The sequence below is a fragment of the Edaphobacter sp. FHG110511_03 genome, from assembly GCF_059115365.1.
The window spans coordinates 1-20,281 of sequence record NZ_JBZYWL010000009.1 but is presented as its reverse complement, the minus strand read 5'-3'; the positions used below and the strand labels follow the sequence as shown (position 1 = coordinate 20,281).

The 20,281-nt window shown below is 53.1% G+C and carries 16 protein-coding genes and 1 pseudogene; 11 read left to right on the top strand and 6 right to left on the bottom strand.

Going from position 1 to position 20,281, the window contains the following annotated elements:
* The first annotated feature begins 7 nt into the window (after positions 1 to 7).
* The 3 genes from AC5S26_RS26130 to AC5S26_RS26120 all read left to right on the top strand — a co-directional run bounded on the left by AC5S26_RS26130 (position 8) and on the right by AC5S26_RS26120 (position 3,483).
* A complete protein-coding gene (locus tag AC5S26_RS26130; protein WP_494187893.1) occupies positions 8 to 1,225 on the top strand; it encodes a mandelate racemase/muconate lactonizing enzyme family protein in 1,218 nt (405 codons plus the stop codon).
* Positions 1,226 to 2,236 carry a D-2-hydroxyacid dehydrogenase gene (locus tag AC5S26_RS26125; RefSeq protein WP_494187892.1) on the top strand — a complete coding sequence of 337 codons (1,011 nt, stop codon included), beginning with the start codon at positions 1,226 to 1,228 and terminating at the stop codon, positions 2,234 to 2,236. It abuts the gene before it with no gap.
* Positions 2,237 to 2,328: 92 nt separating this feature from the next.
* Entirely contained in the window at positions 2,329 to 3,483 is a 1,155-nt protein-coding gene (locus AC5S26_RS26120) for a S41 family peptidase (protein ID WP_494187891.1), read from the top strand.
* A 719-nt stretch (positions 3,484 to 4,202) separates the two neighbouring features.
* On the opposite strand, the pseudogene AC5S26_RS26115 reads toward AC5S26_RS26120, so the two are convergent.
* The 4 genes and pseudogenes from AC5S26_RS26115 to AC5S26_RS26100 all read right to left on the bottom strand — a co-directional run bounded on the left by AC5S26_RS26115 (position 4,203) and on the right by AC5S26_RS26100 (position 8,928).
* Positions 4,203 to 5,319: pseudogene (locus AC5S26_RS26115) on the bottom strand (CHAT domain-containing protein).
* Between the two features lie 1,762 nt (positions 5,320 to 7,081).
* Entirely contained in the window at positions 7,082 to 7,501 is a 420-nt protein-coding gene (locus tag AC5S26_RS26110) for a hypothetical protein (RefSeq protein WP_494187890.1), read from the bottom strand.
* The gene (locus AC5S26_RS26105) at positions 7,456 to 8,205 is read right to left on the bottom strand and encodes an AAA family ATPase (RefSeq protein WP_494187889.1); all 750 of its coding nucleotides are present in this window, start codon (positions 8,203 to 8,205) and stop codon (positions 7,456 to 7,458) included. Before AC5S26_RS26105 ends, AC5S26_RS26110 begins: the two co-directional genes overlap by 46 nt.
* Positions 8,206 to 8,286: 81 nt before the next feature.
* Positions 8,287 to 8,928 carry a hypothetical protein gene (locus AC5S26_RS26100; RefSeq protein ID WP_494187888.1) on the bottom strand — a complete coding sequence of 214 codons (642 nt, stop codon included), beginning with the start codon at positions 8,926 to 8,928 and terminating at the stop codon, positions 8,287 to 8,289.
* 2,545 nt (positions 8,929 to 11,473) lie between these two features.
* On the opposite strand from AC5S26_RS26100, the gene AC5S26_RS26095 reads away from it, so the two are divergent.
* The 4 genes from AC5S26_RS26095 (at position 11,474) to AC5S26_RS26080 (ending at position 15,651) form a co-directional block, all read left to right on the top strand.
* Positions 11,474 to 12,484 carry a replication protein RepA gene (locus AC5S26_RS26095; protein ID WP_494187887.1) on the top strand — a complete coding sequence of 337 codons (1,011 nt, stop codon included), beginning with the start codon at positions 11,474 to 11,476 and terminating at the stop codon, positions 12,482 to 12,484.
* Between the two features lie 625 nt (positions 12,485 to 13,109).
* Positions 13,110 to 13,472 carry a hypothetical protein gene (locus AC5S26_RS26090; protein ID WP_494187886.1) on the top strand — a complete coding sequence of 121 codons (363 nt, stop codon included), beginning with the start codon at positions 13,110 to 13,112 and terminating at the stop codon, positions 13,470 to 13,472.
* 303 nt (positions 13,473 to 13,775) lie between these two features.
* Complete coding sequence (locus tag AC5S26_RS26085; RefSeq protein WP_494187969.1) at positions 13,776 to 14,210, top strand: DUF1016 N-terminal domain-containing protein; 435 nt, start codon at positions 13,776 to 13,778, stop codon at positions 14,208 to 14,210.
* Positions 14,211 to 14,595: 385 nt separating this feature from the next.
* Entirely contained in the window at positions 14,596 to 15,651 is a 1,056-nt protein-coding gene (locus AC5S26_RS26080; protein ID WP_494187885.1) for a PDDEXK nuclease domain-containing protein, read from the top strand.
* Positions 15,652 to 16,206: 555 nt separating this feature from the next.
* Here AC5S26_RS26080 and AC5S26_RS26075 read toward each other — a convergent pair.
* Entirely contained in the window at positions 16,207 to 16,578 is a 372-nt protein-coding gene (locus AC5S26_RS26075) for a single-stranded DNA-binding protein (RefSeq protein ID WP_494187884.1), read from the bottom strand.
* A gap of 566 nt (positions 16,579 to 17,144) precedes the next feature.
* On the opposite strand from AC5S26_RS26075, the gene AC5S26_RS26070 reads away from it, so the two are divergent.
* The 4 genes from AC5S26_RS26070 to AC5S26_RS26055 all read left to right on the top strand — a co-directional run bounded on the left by AC5S26_RS26070 (position 17,145) and on the right by AC5S26_RS26055 (position 19,492).
* Positions 17,145 to 17,435, top strand: coding sequence for a hypothetical protein (locus tag AC5S26_RS26070; protein WP_494187883.1), 291 nt, complete (start codon positions 17,145 to 17,147; stop codon positions 17,433 to 17,435).
* A 263-nt stretch (positions 17,436 to 17,698) separates the two neighbouring features.
* Positions 17,699 to 18,142: a hypothetical protein gene (locus tag AC5S26_RS26065; RefSeq protein ID WP_494187882.1), complete on the top strand. Its 444-nt coding sequence runs from the start codon at positions 17,699 to 17,701 to the stop codon at positions 18,140 to 18,142.
* A 337-nt stretch (positions 18,143 to 18,479) separates the two neighbouring features.
* Positions 18,480 to 18,887, top strand: a complete 408-nt coding sequence (locus tag AC5S26_RS26060; protein ID WP_494187881.1) for a hypothetical protein — start codon at positions 18,480 to 18,482, stop codon at positions 18,885 to 18,887.
* The gene (locus tag AC5S26_RS26055) at positions 18,884 to 19,492 is read left to right on the top strand and encodes a hypothetical protein (protein WP_494187880.1); all 609 of its coding nucleotides are present in this window, start codon (positions 18,884 to 18,886) and stop codon (positions 19,490 to 19,492) included. Before AC5S26_RS26060 ends, AC5S26_RS26055 begins: the two co-directional genes overlap by 4 nt.
* A gap of 384 nt (positions 19,493 to 19,876) precedes the next feature.
* On the opposite strand, the gene AC5S26_RS26050 is transcribed toward AC5S26_RS26055, so the two are convergent.
* Positions 19,877 to 20,137, bottom strand: coding sequence for a hypothetical protein (locus tag AC5S26_RS26050; RefSeq protein WP_494187879.1), 261 nt, complete (start codon positions 20,135 to 20,137; stop codon positions 19,877 to 19,879).
* Between the last annotated feature and the right edge of the window lie 144 nt (positions 20,138 to 20,281).

Sequence of the window (20,281 nt, the reverse complement as noted above, 5' to 3'; positions counted from 1 at the left end):
GGATTCTATGACAGTGAAGATCACAGACGTTCGAACGGTACTATTGACCGGCCCCAGCACTGGAGATCCGTTCCTGCGCGAGATACGGAAAAGGCGTAGCGTGGCCTTCGTCGAGATCATCACGAACACCGAACATACAGGTCTGGGAGAAACCTACGCTGGCTACTTTCTTCCGGAAGCCGTCCCACAGGTGGTCGAGTTCTTCAACCCCATTCTCATCGGACAGACCGTCGATGATATCCCTGGACTCTGGCGACGCATGTATCACTGCGGAAATTTCTGGTGCCGTGTCGGTCTCGGGGCCTCCGTTCTCGGAAGCATCGAAGCAGCCTTATGGGATTTGAAGGGAAAACTAGAAGGCGTTCCGGTCTACCAACTCCTTGGCGGCCGACAATACGATCGCCTCCCGTGTTATGCGACTGGCGGTCCCAGTAACTATCCGGAAGATCGGCTGGCGCGCAAACTTGACCACTATCTCTCGCTTGGATTTCGCGCCATTAAGTTGGGTGTTGGGAGAGCTATCGACGGAATCTCGTCCGTCGACGAGCATCCCGGGCAAACGGCTGAGTTCGAGGCCACCAAGATGGCGTTCGCTCACAGACACGCCGGCGACGGCGTCTCCTTCATGCTCGACGGACATATGGGCAACAGCTCCACAAAGACGTGGAAATTGGAGACTGCTCTGGCCGTGGCCAGGGTTCTCGAGCCATTCCACCTAACCTTTCTCGAGGAACCGCTTCACTACACCGACCTCGACGGCTATGCTGCCCTGTCTGCAGCAAGCGCCACGCCTATCGCAGGCGGCGAGTGCCTTACCGCCCTTTGCGAGTGGCAAACCTTTATCGATCGAGACTGCTTCCACATCGGCCAGCCGGATGCCTCCTATCTCACCGGCCTCTGTCAATTCATGGAAGTGGCGGCAGCCCTTCACACCCGAGATCGCCAGATCGCGACACACTCGTGGGGAGCAGCTGGCTCTCTCATGCAAAACATCCATTGCGGTTTCGCCGCGCCGAACACGTTGATCCTAGAGGTGCCTCCGGACTTCGGCCCGTTACACAGCGAACTACTAGGCGTTAGCTTCGTGATGGAGCAGGGCTATGTGCTGCCGCCTGAGCAGCCGGGTCTGGGCATCCGACTGACAGACGACCTCAAGAACCGGTTCCCGTTCGTCCCGGGAAGCGGCGAGTTCAACAGCGTCCCTGGAAAGGTCCTGGAAGCCTGAGTGGTTCGCATTCTCGTTGATGTTCCCGTGGAAGAATTCGGCATCGCCAGTCTGCGCGAAATTTTCGGCGTCGACGTGTGCCTCGTCCCCTTTTCCGAGAACGCTCGTGAACTCCCCCTCGACGTCATTGAAGACGTTGATATTCTTTTCTGTACTCATCCACCCTCCAACTTCAGCGAGATGAAGCGCGTGCGCTGGATTCAGATCGCGTCTTCGGGCTATGCGCAATTGCTTCCTTTCGACTTACCCTCGAAGCAAGTCCGCGCAACGAACGCGCGTGGTTGCTTCGACGTACCCATCTCGGAATGGAACATCACAATGATGGTGAATCTCCTCCGCGATGTTCCGCGGATGCTTCGAAACCAGAACGCACACATCTGGGACCGCTCGGTGAGGTTCACTCGCGAAGTGCGGGGGATGACCTTGGGATTGTGGGGATATGGCGGCTTGGGGCGGGAGACCGCACGTCTGGCAAAACTGATGGGGATGCGAGTCCACGTAATGGCCCGCCATGGCGTACATTCAGCCCCTAACCTCTATCGCGTACCAGGCACGGGAGACCCCGAAGGAACTCTACCGGATCGCGTATTTTCAGTCGAGGACGCACAACAGTTCCTGAGCGAGCTGGATTTTCTGATCCTTGCCATGCCGCTTACGCCGATGACGGATGGACTGGTAGGTGAGAAGGAACTCCAAGCTCTCCCGCGTTCAGCATTCGTGCTAAATCCCGCGCGTGGTCCGATCATTCAAGAACAAGCCCTGCTGCGGGCATTGCGGGAAGGATGGATCGCTGGAGCAGCGCTCGATACCCACTACCAGTACCCATTACCTCCCGATCATCCTCTGTGGAGCTTTCCTAACGTTATTCTTACGCCCCATATCTCGGGTACCAGTCTGCCCCCAATATTTCGTACGCGAGTCTGGGACCTATTTCTGAAGAATGTTCTCCTCTTTCAGCAAGGCGGGGCTTTGCTAAACGAGTTGACGGGCGCCCAGCTAAGAGGCGGCTGATGGAGTTACACCCGCTATCAGGTCTGATCTCGTGAATGAAAGCAACAAGCCATCCTGACAAATGACTAACCGACAAGGAGAGAGACGATACAATGCAGGCGAGAGAGGATAACAGTAGCGGCAATAGGCCTCCTCAGAAAAAGCGCGAGAACGCTCAGAGCTCAGCCGCGATCAAGCTACTGTCTGTTGCTAAATTGCAGGCGCTGGTCTACGTCCTCTTCGCATGTCTGCCAGGACATTCGCAGCAGAAAAAGAGTGACGACCTGTTCACCGGTACCACCTTTAAGGATGTAGACCTGAACGGCATGAAATTGCGCGTGGGCAATCCGGTCGAAGTCACCTCGCAGCTCGGTTGGCACATCGTCGGGTCAAAGTGGGATCGGTGGACGTTCGTGCACATCACTCCCTTTCTTGCACTGTTCCCTAACGGAGATCTCCTTGCAACCTACGCAATGGATCCGGACACCCAGCAGAACCCGCAGTTCAGCAGCGCTTACCAGATCTCTCACGACGGCGGCCGTACGTGGGGCATGCGCTATACCACCTTGATTCAGCACATTCCCATGATCTTCATTCCTGCCCCCAATAACTCACTAATCGCTTTGCCGTCAGAGATCGTGGGAACAGGACCGCAACCCGATCGCAACTTCACCGGTCCGTTGTTGACCTTCCAGAGGGGTGGCAAGCGTGTTCTCATGGAAGAGGACGGCTTCCGTGTAGTCGATTGGCCCGAGCCCGTTGATGCGGCTTCCAATCCTCAACCGAAAGACAACTGGCATCGCACCATTCACTTCACCGGCAGCTATCTGAGATTAGGCAGCGAGCTGCTGGCAACCGTCTACTGGCATCCACACGGAGCAAAATTCCTTCAACTGAGCCTGGCATCTTCGAAAGATGGGGGCCATACCTGGCGCTTAGGTGCGAAGCCCTACGATGGCCGAATCGTGCTGCTCGTTGACCGCCATACCGCGAGCGCCGCAGAAATGGTTGCAATCTTTGCAAAGGAGAATAAGCTAGCTACGATTGTCGGTGAAAAGACAGCTGGACGATTGGTGTCTGCAACCTCAGTGAAGGTTGGACACGGTTTCAGATTGGCTTTGCCGACAGGTGCCTATTACACGTGGACAGGAACGGTCCTTGAGGGCAGTCCAATCGAACCTGATGTTTTTGCAGAATTTTCGTGGAAAGAGCGGCGAAATGGTGAGGACGGGCAACTTCAAAAAGCGATCGGACTGCTAAATGGCTAGATGTTTAGCCATGGAGAGCAATATGCGCATTTCTGCTGCACTTTTTTATCTCGGTCGCTTTAGCCGTCCAATTGCAGGCACAGAGTGGGGAATCCCCGCGTTTCGCACAGTCCATTCCGATGCCAACGAATAGAGCTGAGGATTCGTATGCCATCTACTCACAACTCCTCACAAGTGGACCCATAGAATGGCGCGAGGCGAAGAGAACGCAATGGCTACTCAACGACACCGCTCGCGCATTGCCCTTAGGTCAAGCGTGCGATCCAGGCACCAAAGAGGAACCCACTCAGATGAATCACATAGATCCGTGGTGGCGCCGGAAGGGAGGCAAGCCGAGTGGAGTGAGGTCTTGGCTGATTTTGATGAGCATTGTCATGACGTCGTCAGATTAGATCCGAGTAGTTTCAAGACTAAGCTTCCGATTCACCTATTAGACGCTGACGATGAAAAGCGTTTTAGGGAGAATCCCCTCAGACCGCCGGAAGAATTGGCTGATGGTGCAGGTCTTCATGGTTTCAGCGAGGTATTCTTCAATAGAACTCACACATTTGCCCTCGTTTCTCAAAGCATGTGGTGCGGCATGTTATGTGCAAGTTGGACGTGGGGTCGCACTAGAACGTCGCGAGGGCCATTGGGAGCAACTCCCGTGGGTGCGAACGTCGGTGATCTCCTAAAAATATGTTTGGCCGTTACGCTCTTGAGATGCAGGCTGTTAGATATCATAGCTTCCCGTTTGGATCTCCCACGACTTGAAAGCTCGCCCAGTAGTACGGTGGCAAACCCTCCTCCAGTAGCTCGACCTTTGCAGCGCGGAGAGCATCGACTTTTCTCTCATGCCTTGCTAAATGCGAGTAAAATTCTGCCATCAGATGTTCGGTGGTCTGGTCTTCAAGCTCCCAAAGGCTTGAGACAACGGTGTCCGCTCCAGCTTCGATGAATGCATTTACCAAATTTGCAATCCCCGCCTCTCCTACCGGACCGACACCGGTATCACAAGCTGAAAGAGTAACCAGCCTTCAGATGAAGTCCGCGAATCTCTCTCACCTGCAGTAACCCATCCTCAGTGCTGTTTTGTGGTTCTGGCGCGAATACCAGCGCAGATCTATCCGGGTAGTCCAGGTCCGCATAACCGTGCAATGCCAGGTGTACGACCTGAGAGCTTTCCATGGACACCTCCTTGAACCGAGACTCCGTGGCGTCGGCACCTAAAAGGATGGTGCTCGGATGCGGCAAGTCCTCTGCGATTGTCTCCACTTCCCTCTTGCTGTTGGGAAGGGGAACAAACTGGCTTCGTGTGGGTCCATTGATGGCTCTGACAATAGGGTTTCGGCCCTCGCCGGACTGAGTCCAAGCGGCAACACCGATGTACGGCATCACAACCGCTTCCTTGCTTTCGCTGCGTCTAGCTAGCAGCTCGTAGACGGTAGACGATGGAGCTACGTCGACAGTGTGAGACTTCACGACGTAAGCGGAGCCATCATCAAGCGCTGAAAACGGCAACAGATGCAATGAGCCATCAGGGATTATTACGAGGTCTGTTTTCTCTTTGTAACCCTTTATCGGCCGTAGCAGCTCAGAAAAGAGATGCTGGGCAAGTTCTCGATCTTCCTTCTTATCGTGGATTTCCTTCCGATATCGGTTTGCATCGGCCTCGATCGTTCTCCTAGATGGCAGCTGATAAGGTGTAACATTCCCCCGGGTGACGGCAAAGGCGTATGAACTGGGTTCCGCAAGAACGTATTCAACCAGCAGCGTGTCCGCGGGTAAGCCACGCTGTAATTCAGCCAATTGCACCGGATGTTCGATGGTTTGCTGAGTCAACGCGCTTGGACTCATCTTCAATTCAGTGGCGTAGATTGTCGAAGTGATTGCTGCGCGTTTCTCTGGATCGTCGGTATTGATCAGGGAGATGTTTAGTCTTGTCAGTTCCCTTTCCTCTTGTGTTGGAAGATGAGCAGGATGGCTAGTGTGATGTTCAATTGCCTCTGTTTCAATGCGTCCTCGCACTCTTTCCAGCATTTGCAATGCTTCGTCGTAGCGTTTCTGGTTACAGAGCGACGAAAAATAGCCTGAATAAACATTACTCATCTCAGCCAACAAATAGCGCTCGATGTTGGTTGTGGCGGCATGCTGAATCATCACATCAACAAGAGCCACACTTTTGCGATAAAGAGTGTCCGCTTCCTTAGCGTGCCCCATCTTCTCTGTGATCTCAGCTTTGATGGCGAGATTTCGTGGAACTAGATAAAGCTCGTCTGCGATATGGGTGTTGGCGGCGATCGCACTGTTTATCGCACTTAGCGCCGAAGGAAGGTCGTTTATGTGCTCATATGCCTGGGCCAGAACCCCCCCGGCGTCTGTGATGCCGCGATAGTTGTCGGTACTTTCAGAAAGCTTGATTGCGTTTCTGTAGTCAGAGATCGCGGCACCCCAATCGTCCATGTCGCGATGGATCGACCCTCGGGAGAGGTAGACCTGTGATTTGTGCTGTTCGTATGGAGTGCCTTGAAGGCGAGCGAGCGAAGCATTTGCGAGCTCAAGTGCAGAATCGTACTTTTTCAGCCCCGCCAAGGCGTCAATCTTCGCATAGATTGCGATGGTGGGATAGGCGAGTGATGGGTTCGACGTTGCAATTGAGATCGCCTGATCGAGCGGCATCAGAGCTTCCTTGAAGCGATGCAGTTGAACAAGCCCCGCTCCGAAGACACTTGCGTATCGCACAGTGGCGGCGGGATCGTGTTCTACCTTCGAAAGCCCCCATGCTGTTACAACCTGCTTCTTCGCCGTGTTGGTGTCGCCCAGGATGAAGGCTGCAATTCCCTGCTCCCCTTCTGCCCTTGAAGCCAGCTCCAAATGACCACGTTGCAAAGCGAGCCTTTTTACCTCCTTCCACGTGGATCGCGCTTGCGCCGCGTCGTAATTGGTCTCAAGCATTCCTCTGATAGTAAGGATACGAAGCTTTGTTTCTGGGTCTTGTGCCTGGGGTTTCTCCAGGTCTTGTGTGAGTCCTAGGATCTTTGCCGGTACGCTGCCTGATTCATCGGGCGGGATTTGGCTAACCCTCGCATACAGAGCTTCGGCGGGTCTATGTTGCGAGGTAAAGAGCTGCTCGGCCCTGAGGAACAATGGCTGAGCGTCCGTCCAACGATTGCCCCAAGCAAGTGTATCGGCCCTGTCTAACAGCCCATCGGCGGACTCAGGAGGTGCGGAGCTGTGATGATCTGAGATCAGATAAAAGTACGTGGCGCCTAGAACAAGACCTGCAACGCTCAAAGCAAGAACAACCTTCGTGGCCCCACCGCCTACCGACATGGAGCTATATTAGCGAACGGCGTATTTTTTGGATTGCTATACGTACTGAATGGCACGCCGACATTACGCGTCCCGATTCATCGAAATTTATAAAAACTCGCGATTGAAATCGCGACTGCGGGACGTGCCAAGTTTGCAGAAGCTGATTGCAACCAAAATGGGCGTATTTCCGACCTTGACGCTCCGGGACGCGTAGGGTTCGATCATGCTAAGCGACAGCAAAATACGAGGAATCCCGCCAACTTTTGATCGACGGGATACCGCACACTGACCGCACACCACTTTCCTAATCGGCGATGCCAAAATAGAGCTTCAAGGCATCGCTTACGAGGGCATCTTTTGTAAGAGGGATGCCTTTCGCTTTAGCTCCGAAGACCTTCTCGTGAACCAGTCTGCTGAGAGAGGAGTCCACCCGGACGTTTAACGGGGTCTTATGGCCAGAGGGCTCGAAACGTGCAGTGAGCCGGTCGAAGTTGGAGGTCTTGACTGTCAGCTTGCTTCCCTTCTTCGCGGAAACCTCGGCATTGTCGGGTGTCCTGACGTGCTCACTAAGATCCACGGTTGTTTCGGTCTCGGCCTCTACGAGCTGCGGTTTAGGTGGCGCAGGTGGCACCAGGGCCGGAGCTGGATCTCCCAGTACCGCAGCTGCCATCTCTGGACTTACGCGGTTGCGGCTGATAGTGCGGGTGAGTGGGTTGTCAGACATTTCTCGATCTCCTTTGCGAGCGCTATGTAATCGGCGCGCGCCTTATCGATGGCGGTGCGCTCAGAACTTGATTTTGCTTGATATTCCTGGACGGTTACGCCATAGGCGACGCTCTCAGAGATCACATTTCGCTGCATGATTTCGGCTTCCAGGACAGTCAGATTGATGCCTTCATTGTCGAGGAGATCAAATGCGCTCTCACGGGCAGTCCTGCTCATCCTCTGCCCTACTTTCTTTTGGTTGATCGCGACGGCTATCTGTAGATCCGGCTTAACCGCACATAGGTCAACCAGCAACGACTGAAGCCGTCGAGCTGCTAGGAAGTCTGTCGGCATCGGTTGCAACGGAACCAGCACAAAGTCCGCCAGCAGAGCTGCGCTACGTGAGATTCTGTCACGCTGGTCGCTAGCTGCGCCCTTTGATTGCCCGCCGGGTGGACAGTCAATAACCACGTAATCAAATCCGGCTGGATCCGCGAGTTCTGGGAGTTTAATGTGCAGCTGAGGATGATCCATAGACAGCACAGCGAATGGCATCTTGGGCGGATCGGATTGCTGCATCCAGTCAGACATGCTCTGCTGCGGGTCAGCATCCACAGCAAGAACCTTTCGTCCCAGCTTGTGAAGCGCCCCGGCAAGATTCACGGATGTCGCAGTTTTTCCTGCCCCGCCTTTCTGGTTGATTACGGCGATGTAAGTCGGCATAGGTTCACAGTAGCAAGACCTCTGTCTCGCGGGAAGTGTATGATGAGGTTCATCCAACGGCCGTACTAGCAAGCAAACATGCTAGGTTGCTAGCAAGCTTGCATGCGAGTCATCCTCGTCGTCGCGAACCATGTCGGCCTGAAGAATAGATTGGATCGAGGCTATAAGGTCCGACTCGCCAGCTGAGATCCTGCTTTCGAATCCGGCCGCATCATTCGCGATCGCGAGACCGAGTTCGTAGAGAAGTTGACAGGCTGCCACGGACATCTGTTGTGCCGGACCGTGTGGGACAGCAATCGTGATCCGGCCATGCTCGATTCGGATGGAAGAGGGAAGGGAAGTGCAGTTCGCGCTAAGGACCTTTTCGACTATCGGAAAACTGATCGGCGGCTTGTTCTCTTTCGAGAGTGCATCGCGGATGGCTCGGACCTCAGCCATGCTTCGAGATAATTCTTCGCTGGTATCCCTATGACGTTGGAGCTGCCAGGACTCTTCTTTCGCCGTGGACTCCGTCCACCGAATCAGGGAAGTACGATTCACGAGAAACCCTGACCCTCGTTTACCCTTAGCTGCCCCTGCCTTGGTCATGAGGTCGATGGCCGCCCGACGCTGCAGCTGATAAAGCTCCTCGATCGCCGACCGATCCAGTTCCTGGGACTTCATCCGGAGGAGAACCTCGAGAATCTCGTCCGCTCGCGGCAACCATGAACGAGGCTGAGCCATATATATATAGTCTACTTCTCTGATATCGCTTGTGATTGCGCAAAGGGCTAACTAGATCTGGAAGTCGTACCGATATTTGTCTTATTCCGTATCACTGCGTAAGCACCTGTCACGCTTTCGATCATGATTTCATGGACGAACCCTATCCACGTGCGAGGCAAGTCGCTGTCACGCTCAGGAGCAACGACCTTACGGAACCTGACCCAAATATGCCTCAGCCTATATTTAGCTCGATTCAATATATTTGCCCAGCACAGCATATCGGCGGGCTAGAAGGGGATTTTCTCGGAATCAGGATCGACTGGAGCAGAAAGGGCAACATATAACAGTGTTGGAGCCAAGCTCAACGGACGCACCACGTATAAGTATTGATTATCTTCGGGGTAAGCAACGCCAGCCGCTTCGAGACAGCCTAGGCGAAAGGACACTCCAAAGATTTCGTCTGTGAAAGGGCAGCAAACTGAGCAGATCGAAACGACAAGGAACTTGCCAGAAGGTGCCAGGCTTCGTGCTGCTGCTTCACGACCGTCCTCTTGGGCCGGCCCGGTGCAAACGCGATCTGAAGATCACATAGTCTTCATGACAGGTCGGGAGTACGGTCTTTTCTAAGAATCCTCGGTCACCGCAAATGCAGGGAGGCGCGGCATGAAGTTTTAAGGTACTCGCAGACTGCGCAGCATCAGCTTTGATTTGTGAAGAGATAAAACTTCATCCTGATAGAGTGCTCACACCGTATCCGCCTTTCTGAATCCGGATAGGCTTTCAGGCAAACATCCCTTCCGAAACGCTCGGCCAGATTTGCGGTAAAGGGTGATCAGATCTACGGCGTAGGATAGCTGTGCTAGCATGCTAGCATGTTAGCAAACATTCTTTCTTTGTAGATCAAGCACTTAAAAACCACGAATTTGTACGGCCCCAGAAGAGTGAAGCGTCACAATTGAGCCTGGCTAATCAAAATTGCCTCCGTGGTGGATGCGATTAGTTCAAAAATTGCAATCGTGGGAGTCGTCTGATTGAAACTGGGTACGGGGCTCCCTGCATGAATGAACGGTCCAAATGTCCCTTCTGAGTCTAAACTCGTCACAAGTCCGGGTGTAAAACTATATCTCTATATTTATCATTGGTTTATACGAATTTATATAAGTATCAGTTCGGGTATGATGGGTCGGCGATGAAAGCACCATCGGCCCTCGGTGGCGATAAACTTGCAGACCGCAAAACATGGTATCCGCCGGGGTTTCGATCAGTTAACGCATAAGGGGATCCTTCTATCCGTTCAACCTTACCGGGCAGGGAAGAAGAGTATGGAGTTGAGCTTGCTCGAGTAATAGAGGAACCTGCCCGTATTTCCAATACTGACTGATTCGCAAGGTATTGGCACTACTCGACCAAATGGATAAGTAGCGCCGGACGAATGGAAAAGACTCGAGCATCCTAAACAATATCCGCAAGAAGCCGAACTTTTTCCGGAATCGCCGCCGGATTGCAGGAACCTCGACCGGTATTTGGATCGCCGAGATACCAGTGCCGAGAAGGAAAGACGCGGAACTCCGCTTTATCAAAAGAACACAAGTTGTGGAACAAACCTTCGGATCCGGGTCAGTCAGCCTGTAGTCGTCCCGGATCCTGTTCACGAATGCACTGTTTGCAGAATTTCTTGGTTAAGAACTCGCCGGTAAACATGAACCGTAACAAACATAATATGCTCTGTAAATGCAGCTATATATACACCATTGTTAATGTCACGAATTAAGTTATCAAAGCCATCCCTTGCTCCCTGACGTATCAAATGCTGGGCATCAATTCGCCGCGGGTTACGAAAAAAAACAAGGCCTATAACGTCCAGGATTATCTCGACAAGCGCTCTGGTCGGTCCTGAAGGTTGTATCTTGCCTGCAAGGTCCACCCCCCGCCATCACCAAAGAAGGCAAGAAGCTGGCTGCTGAATCCGAGTCCCACTCATGCCCTCAGAGTAAGTACTAGTACGACCTCTCCGAAAAGCCGCAGAATCTCCTGGACTAAATCGGGGAAGGGAAGGTTCATGTTTCTTGTACTCGTCGGAATCCTCCACGAATAGACACGTCTGCTCTCTAGAGAAGTTTCTTCTCAGGTTGTCCTCATATCTCTGACTAGAAAGCCAAATTATGAGGCTCCAGGCACTAGAGGATTTGGCCGTATTTTACTGATAAATAGTCGTTTATATACGATTCGACGTCCGCAATTAAGTGTTCCTCGTAAGGTTCTCAGGGGTCTGTGCAATTCAATAGAGGATTTAGGACAATCTTTCTATGTGCCAACGAATGTATAGTTAGTGAATAAATATACGCCTTATGGGCTGTGTGGTCGGACCATACGCAACTGCGAATTAGTTCTTCTGGCGGGAATTATGGTTAAAAGCTTGGAGCGACCAGCGGCTACCACAACCGTCTACGGATGTAAACCAAGTATCTATTGTGGTTCGTTTTCGATTTTCCACTTCAGGCCATCCGAACCGGCAGGTTAGAGTTGAGGTACGCTCTGGCCGCTTGCGACCACTCATTAACTGATGGCATCAACTCGAGACTCGACAGTCCGGAGACCGAAGAAACCGGCCGGCTCCGAGCAGGAACGAACTTCTCAGATCTGGCAGCCCCGTCGCGGTGATCCGCCATCCGCCAATAAGCTGGACGAGCTGATCGCGGCCCAGAGGGAAGTAGCCGAACGGGACGTTTGGGACGCCGGCATGGTTCGTTACGCCGGGCGCTGTTTCATCCAGGCCAATCTACCCCACTCGATTCGGACCATCGATCCATATAAAACCTTTGTTCGGCGCAATGGGAAGATGACCCTTCAGATCAAACCGGACGCCCGGCTGGGTATGCCTTCTGGGTCTGTCCCTCGGCTTATCCTCTTATGGATCGCCAATGAGGTTCGCCGGACCGAAAACCCCCGGATTGTTCTAGGTGACAATCTTAGTGAGTTCATGCGAGGTCTCGACCTGATACCCACCGGGGGGAGATGGGGAACTGTCACTAGGCTCCGAGATCAGATGTTGCGGCTCTTCAATGCTGATATCAGATTCACATTTGACATTGCGGAGAACTCGAAAGGGAAGCTCCTCGGGATCCAGGAATATGATCTCTGGTGGCGCCAGCCGTCCGACCCTGAACAGTCCGATCTATGGGTTTCCTCCATTCTCCTGACCGGTCCACTGTTCGACGAGCTGTTAAAGCACAGCGCACCCGTCGACATGCGGACCATCAAGGTTCTTCGCCGGTCGCCAATGGAGCTGGACATTTATTGCTGGCTGACCTACCGGATGCTCACCCTTCACCGGCCGCTGTTTCTCTCTTATAAGGAACTGCGGGTCCAGTTCGGCGCCGAGTACAAACGAGCCCAGGACTTCAAGGCAAATGCGGACAAGGCACTCTGGTCAGTTCTCAAAGAGTACCGAAGCGCACGAGTACAGCCGGATACGAAGGAGAGAGGGGAAATGGGTTGGCGGCTGCTGCCGAGCCCGCCTCACGTTCGTCCGGATCCCAAAATGATCGCATCTTATAGCAAGAACGAAGATTAGTTACGCATAAGAACTCACCTGGCAGGGGAGTGTGCAATGAGAGTGATGCACACTTTAAAGAAGATTTTCCACGCATAGGAACTCACTTTTGGACTAGCCCTTTCGTGGCAATTTGATGATTCCCACACATAAGAACTCACCCGGGGTCTGATTCCCACGCATAACAACTCCCCGGTCGACGAATAAGAGCTCACTTTTCACGCATAACAACTCACAGTTTTGTCTATAAACGTAACCAAATAAAAGGGATACCCACGCCCCTTTAAAGCCTTTAATCCTTTCCTTTAATAGTACTAAATCCCTGTAATAGAGGGATCCCTCTAACAACTACGCACGGAAGCAGGGAAGCAACAACCCTACTGCCAAGGATCTATTACTTGCCGTCGATGCCGTACCATACCACTCTGACGTTCGAGCCGAGCCGCTACTGGAAGTGGTCAACCACTCTGAATTAATGCAAAGCCCTCACACTTTTCGCTATACCAACGTATATCTAGCTGTATAGCGCACCCGGCTTTAACGGATTGTTCGTAGGGAACTGGCTTTTGTTTCTGATAGATTGGTGTTGATGGGTAATGCGCTATATATCGAGCAATATTCATGGAGTTAGTGCTAAAATTTGCGCATGGATACGCCATTCGAACTGAAGCCCGCAGGCCCCACCATCGCCGACCTGGTTAGTGGAGAAGAGCTGATCCGTCGTATCGTCAAGTCAGCGAACTCACGCCGAAACCGCAGACCTGTTCTGGAGGCTTGGTCGTTCCGTATTGAGAAGAGCCTCCACGTCGAGCTGAAGAGAGCCTCAGACAAGCTCGAGCCGCTAGCCATGTCTGATGTTGTGAACGGCCTGCTGGAGGTTTTTCTGCCAGTTATCCTGGCCCAACGACAGTCGCCAGGGGACAGGGTGCTGAAGGATCCAGATCAAAGGGCTGAATTGACAGGCATCCTGGAGGCGCTTACGAAGCTCCTCCAAACAGCAGAGAGGTAGCCAGATAGCGTCCACACACCCGGATCTTTAGCAAGTATGTCTTGGCAGGACACCGGAATTAAGTGGGTGATGCTCCTCGATGGATTTGCCCCGCGCGCTATCTGTTGAAAAGTTTGACCAAACGGAAAAGATACCCTGGACAGATCCAAATCGATATTGATTAGTTCATAATCGGGAATGTATTGATTTAATTATTGCTTCTAAATGACCGAAAAAAATACACTTATTAACTAATTGTTAGAGTAAACGAGTGGCAAGCGAACTGCGGCGATCGGACGGGTTGGATGAGACTGTTTTTGGCTTCTGCGCCATATCCGTGAAGTTATTCAAGATTCCAAACAGAGGGTGATCCGCGAGGTCGACCTCGTTCAGATGCATACTTGCTGGGAAATCGGTCGTCATATCGTCGAATTCGAGCAGGGGGCTCCGCGTGCAGGATATGGCAAGCGGCTCCTTGAAAACTTATCCTCGCCGCTCACCGCAGAGTTTGGAATGGGGGTTCGATGCCTCGAAATCTTCGCTATAAGCCTTCCCAATTGTGGCTCATTGGGTCATGAATTGAGTTGGACTCACTATCGCACCCTTCTCAGAGTAAGTGGTAACCCAGTATCTGTTGACAAATCAGCACGAAGCGTCTCGATCGCGAACGTCTCGGGGCGTACACGTATATATCGAAGTTATCTATTTCCCGGGCGATCTTTCCCTGCGTGTATTCAAATTTGCTCAGTTCGATTGTGAACTTGCGCTGGAGAGTGGGGGCCGACCACGAGAGCTTCCCCGCCTAACGCCTATTAAACTCTCATACTCAGGAAGCAAGGCTTACATATCTCGATTCGGACGCTTGAGGGGCAACCTTCAAAACCCCACGCAAGTCCATGTCTCGACACCCATTGGGTTCTGCCTGCTGCACCCGAATGAGCTTATTTAAGCATCTTATAATGAGACACTTATCCGCAAAATGCGACATCATCCATAGTGGGACAACCTATGCTATCGTCAATTTTGCAGCAATTGCTGCAAAATTAGCTAATGCATCAAAACGGAAGACGCAGTCGATATCGGATGGCGTGGAAACAAAGCAGAATAGCTCGCCATCCTCAGAGACATTATCGCGGTGAGCTTCATGGTTGAACTGACGGCTCTGCCATCGGGCTACCCAGCGCTCCTCGAGGAATTGAAGGCAAGAATTAGAGCAGCGCAGGTTCGCGCCGCTCTGACCCTCAACCAGGAAACTATCCTATTGTACTGGTCCATTGGGCATGACCTCTCCTCCCGCTTCGCGGTCGAAGGATGGGGAACCAAGGTGGTAGACCGGCTCGCCAAAGACCTTGGAGCGGAGTTTCCGGGGGTGGAGGGCTTCAGCCTTCGCAACCTTCGGTATATGCGATCGTTTGCCGAAGCTTGGCCTGATCCTCAAATTTTGCAGCTTGCTGCAAAATTGCCTTGGGGTCATCACATGGTCCTACTCGACCGTCTCAAAGACGAGCAAAGCCGGGAGTGGTATCTCCGCGCCTCTATCGAGCATGGCTGGAGTCGTAATGTTTTGACCCACCACATCTCCACGCAGCTGCGGGACAGAGAAGGGAAAGCTCTTACTAACTTTTCCCGAACGCTTCCAGCCGAAGATTCAGATCTAACCCGTCAAATCCTCAAAGATCCATATTCGTTTGAGTTTCTGACCCTTAGTTCAACCGCTAAAGAGCGGGAGCTTGAGCGTGGGCTCCTCAAACATCTTCGCGATCTTCTTCTGGAGCTTGGCCGCGGGTTTTCCTTCGTCGGCAGCCAGGTACCGCTCGAGATCGGAGGCGAGACCTTCTACCTTGACCTCCTTTTTTATCATCTTCGGCTGCACTGCTATTTCGTGATCGAGCTGAAGACGGGAAAGTTCAAGCCGGAATGGACGGGCAAACTCAACTTCTATTTGTCTGCCGTGGATGATCTGTTTCGCAATGGACCGGATGCCCCAACCATAGGACTGCTTCTTTGTGAGACCAACAACAACGCACTAGCCGAATATGCCCTCCGTGATGTAGCCAAGCCGATCGGCGTCTCGACCTACCGTGTGACCAGAGAGTTACCCGGGGCTGTCCGAGACGAACTGCCCACGGTGGAAGATCTGCAGGCAGTCGTGGCCAAGCTCCGCTCAGAGATGGAACAGCTAAGACAGGAGCGGGATTAATAACTTCTTCTCGGCACAAGGAAACGGATTGTCGAAGCAGGTAGGCTTGGGGAAGGATGTAGGAAAATGAAGCGCGTCTGCTCTACGATACGTACGCCGTCCCTGATCTTTGTTTCGTTTTAAACGATACTGTGGGTGAAATATATTTCTACAATTTGCGATGCTCTGCAGAAGATAAGACCCGGGCGTATTCGCTGACCACTCCGCCGGTGAAGAACATCAGTTCACGGGTATTGTGGATGTGGCGCGATGGGCAATCGCCACTGCTTTTGAATAAAGCAGCGTCCGCAAATGAGATCCATCTTGACTACAAAGTTGTGTGGGGTCCTGTGCTCTTGGCACACCACTAAGGGTTCGTCGCAGTACTAAATCCGAAGCCTTTGCTTCTCAGATCGCCTCTCTACTCGCGAATCATCATAGCCGATCCGTTCGATGATAACTCGTGACCAGGTCAAGTCTGAATGCTGGACAGGCGAAGAGAACCTCCAGAATGAACCACCCTTCAGACTTGTTCAAAGGTGGATGAGCCCTCGGCTCATCCACCCAGACCGACGACTACTCGTCGTCGGCCCCGTCCGAGGGATCATCAGCGGCCTCGATTTTCGAGAGCCGTTTCATGCTGATGGCGTGGATCTCGGCGATCCGGTGCTTGAAGGTGGTCTCGTTGACCTCATCCTCTACTTCGCGATACCGGAGAATGCCTTCCAGGGTGATGAGCTGCCCCTTCTGGAGAGTCTTGGCGAACTTCGAGAGATTCCTCCAGGCATAGACGCGGTGCCATTCGGTGCGGGTGTCGTAGTCGCCTTTGTCGTTCTTCCAGCTCTCCTGGGTTGCGATGTTGAGGACGACGAACTCGCGGTTGTTCTGGGCGGTTTTGGCTTCTGCGTTCTGTCCGAGCCGGCCGATGAGGATGACTTTGTTGAACAATGATGTATAGCTCCGTTTCTTTTGGTTTGTCCGCTGTCTGCGGTACATGCTTGCCCAACGGGTGTGCCGTCGCGACCCACTCCCTCGGCGACTGGATGGAATCTGCGGAAGGGGATCACAGCTTGCCGGGGGGAAGGAGTCCGCACCTTGCAGAGGCGCGTAGCGGTTTCTGGGAAGGAGAGCGTGCGTCCGAAGGGCGAGGGTGTTTTGAGCGCGGCACGCTGAACGCAGACAGATAGACAAACCGGAAGGGAAGTCCGCCCTGTTCAACAGCCTTACCTTATGACGCGAGCTGCAGAAAGCCAGCTCAGAATACGGCGGCGCCGCGCTTTGCAAAGCTGGAATGGCAAAGGAGTTGGAGCATCCGCACCTCATCGCCCTGTCGAGGCACTCGTCTTCGAAACGCTCTTCATATGTGAGCCGCCCGCTCGAAGAACTCGGCTCCCTGAAGAGGAAGTCCTCTCAAAGCACGAGACAACACGACTTCTGACTAGAGAGGTTGGCTGCCAATTTGACTAAGGCTTATCTGGATTTACGTCGAGGAGTGCTGCGACCAAGTACAACAGATGTGGCAACAAAATGTCGTCGCGCCCTTGTACACGTCAGGGATGACCGTTCCTGAGCACATACTTCTCTCTTCACCCTACCGCTTCGTCATCATGCCGCTCGTCGAGTGCATTCTTAAGCTTGAGCGCGACTATCCCGATCGCCAGATCGCTGTCCAGGTTCCTGAACTCGTCGTCAAATACTGGTGGCAAACTCCGCTCCATAACCAGAGATTCCAACTTCTTAAACTGCTTCTTCTTGTTCGAAGGAATGAGCGCACTATGGTAATCAACATCCCTTGGTATCTGTAACTCAGATTGGCAACTAGAGCCTGGGCCTGCCGACCAAGACCAAACCGATCTCCTGCGTGGTCAATCAGAGGACTCTGATATTCCTCTTTCTTGCGGTCGCACCAGCGCTACCAACTTGTCACAATCAGCATCACACTATCGACCACTCAACGCGATGAGGCAAGTGCCGTGCATCGATCAACCTTCACTGATTGGCTGCTATCCGACATTCGCCTTCCCGAAGCGGTCGAGGAACATCCAGGACACCAACACGTCTGCATGTGATGTGCCTCACTGGCGTGGATTACTTCTCCACCCTTGGTTACCAACCTGGGATCGCCTTTCTTGCGACTGGTCTGCTCTCTCCCGTCGCCACTCTGGTTCTCGTCTTAGTGACACTCTTTGCGGCTCTTCCTCTCTATAGCCGTGTCGCCGGAGCCAGCCCGAACGGCCAAGGCTCTATCGCGATGCTGGAGCGGCTTTTTCCCAAGTGGGGCGGCAAGGTATTCGTTCTCGTCCTGCTCGGGTTCGCTTCCACTGACTTCATCATTACTATGACGCTCTCCGCCGCCGACGCAGGCGCCCACTTCGTTCATAATCCATACGCTCCCACTTGGTTGCACAGTCAGATGCTCGTAACCCTTCTTCTTCTCGCGGTGCTCGGAGCCATCTTTTTGAAAGGTTTTAAGGAGGCTGTCGGCATCGCCGTGATCCTCGTCGTGGTCTAACTGCTCCTTAATGCGGTGATCACTCTCTTCGCGATCAATGCGATCTTTCACCACACGGAGGCTATTTCACAGTGGAAGAGCGCTCTCTTCGCGCAACATCCCAGTGTTCTGGGTATGCTCGGTGTGTGCCTTATTCTCTTTCCAAAGCTCGCTCTGGGTCTCTCAGGCTTTGAGACGGGGGTAGCCGTGATGTCTCTGATCAAGGGCGAAGACCTTGATTATCGAATTCGCAATACCCGCAAGCTTCTTGCCACCGCAGCCGCAATCATGAGCATCTTCCTCATGGCCACTAGTTTCGTCACTACGCTGCTCATTCCAGCCAAAGCGTTTGCAGAAGGTGGCCCAGCAAACGGCCGTGCCATGGCTTATCTCGCGCATCACTACTTGGGCGACGTCTTTCGGTTCTCTCTACGACATCTCCACTATTCTCATCCTCGCTTTCGCCGGAGCCTCAGCGATGGCGGGCCTCCTCAACATTATCCCCCGCTATCTCCCCCGCTTCGGCATGGCACCGGAGTGGGCTCTTGCCTCGCGCCCTTTGGTCCTCGTGTTCATGTCGGTCGCGGTTCTCGTCACACTTCTCTTTAATGCAGATGTCGACGCTCAGGGCGGCGCCTACGCCACCGGCGTTCTCGTCCTCATCACCTCCGCCGCCGTCGCCGTCACCATATCCTTATGGAAGGAACGTTTACGCTGGGTTTATCTCCTCATCACCGCCATTTTCCTGTACACACAACCATCGTGAACATCTACGAGCGACCCGAAGGTATTAAGATATCCTCGTTTTTCATCGTCACGATCATCGGGGTCTCGCTTCTGTCGCGTGCCCTGCGGTCCACTGAGCTTCGCATTACAGAGATCGAGCTCTCCCAGGAAGCTCGCGACCTACTGCGGGAAGACGAAGATCACGTCATCCGGGTCATGGCTCACACACCCAGACCCAATCTCGAGGCGGAGACTGCAGAAGAGCTCGACGCGGTCGATCGTTTTGTTCGCGATCGTTACGGACTCACTCCGAATAAAAGTATTTACTTTGTCGAGGTCATCCGCACCGACGTTTCCGAATTTCAGCACACCCTCTGGGTCGACGGCCGTCGCGTTGGCAGGAACAAGGTCCTCTATGCCAAGAGTCCCGTCGTCGCGAACTCCATCGCGGCTCTTCTCATTGAGCTTGAGCGGCGCACCGGGAACATTCCGCATGGTTATTTCAAGTGGAAGGAAGGGAATCCCGTTTTCAACATGATTAGGTTGATCTTCCTCGGAGAAGGCGATACGGCCCCCGTGACGCACGAGGTTCTCCGGCGCGCCGTCCCTGACATCAGACATCGCCCAATAGTCCACGTCAGCTGAGCTTCATTACCAGACATAGGCAACGAGTTGGGGATTACGTGCACGTTGGAAGTGGGTAAAGTCTCACGTGCTCGCGTATCGGCAACAGAACAAGATGGTAGGGTTTAGACAGTTGTCCTCCATTTTTGATGTTGTGTTTCGGCCGGATAGTTAAGCAGACTTTCGGTAACTCGGGTTTACGTTTTGTGCCGGGAACAGGCTTTACAAGCCCTTGCGGGGAGAGTGGCCCTGGTTCTGGGGTATGGCAGCGATTCGCTACAAAATGGGCCATTTGGGCAACGCAGGTCCAACTCTGCATTGTTGGAAGTGAATTCGTAGTTGCGAGGCGCCGCCGTTCATGGCATGGCGATTTTGCATCAAGAAAGCAACGCGGCCGCACCTTTACTAACCATCGATGAACTGCGTGTCTACGGTGAACAACAAATCCGGGCATAGCTGAACCCGCTTGTCAAAGAAAATCGCTAGCCGCGGTCTATCGGTAAAACATAGCAGCAGTCCATAGTCATTAAAAGTGAAGTTGTCAGCAAACAGTTCAACAGCTCCTGAAGTTTGTTCATCGCGGATCGACTGTAGGAAGGAATCGACAATGACTGCTGGATTTGGTTTGACAACGCACGTTTCAGTTTGTTGAAAGATACGGGGCATCTTGATACTCCTGCTTACAAGTTGGCATAACTATCAAGCTAGCCCGCTTGATGGCTGGTTTTGATTAGTTCCCCGGCACGTTCTCCGATGATGACGCATGGTGCCATGGTGTTACCGGTAGTCACGCGGGGCATGATAGACCCA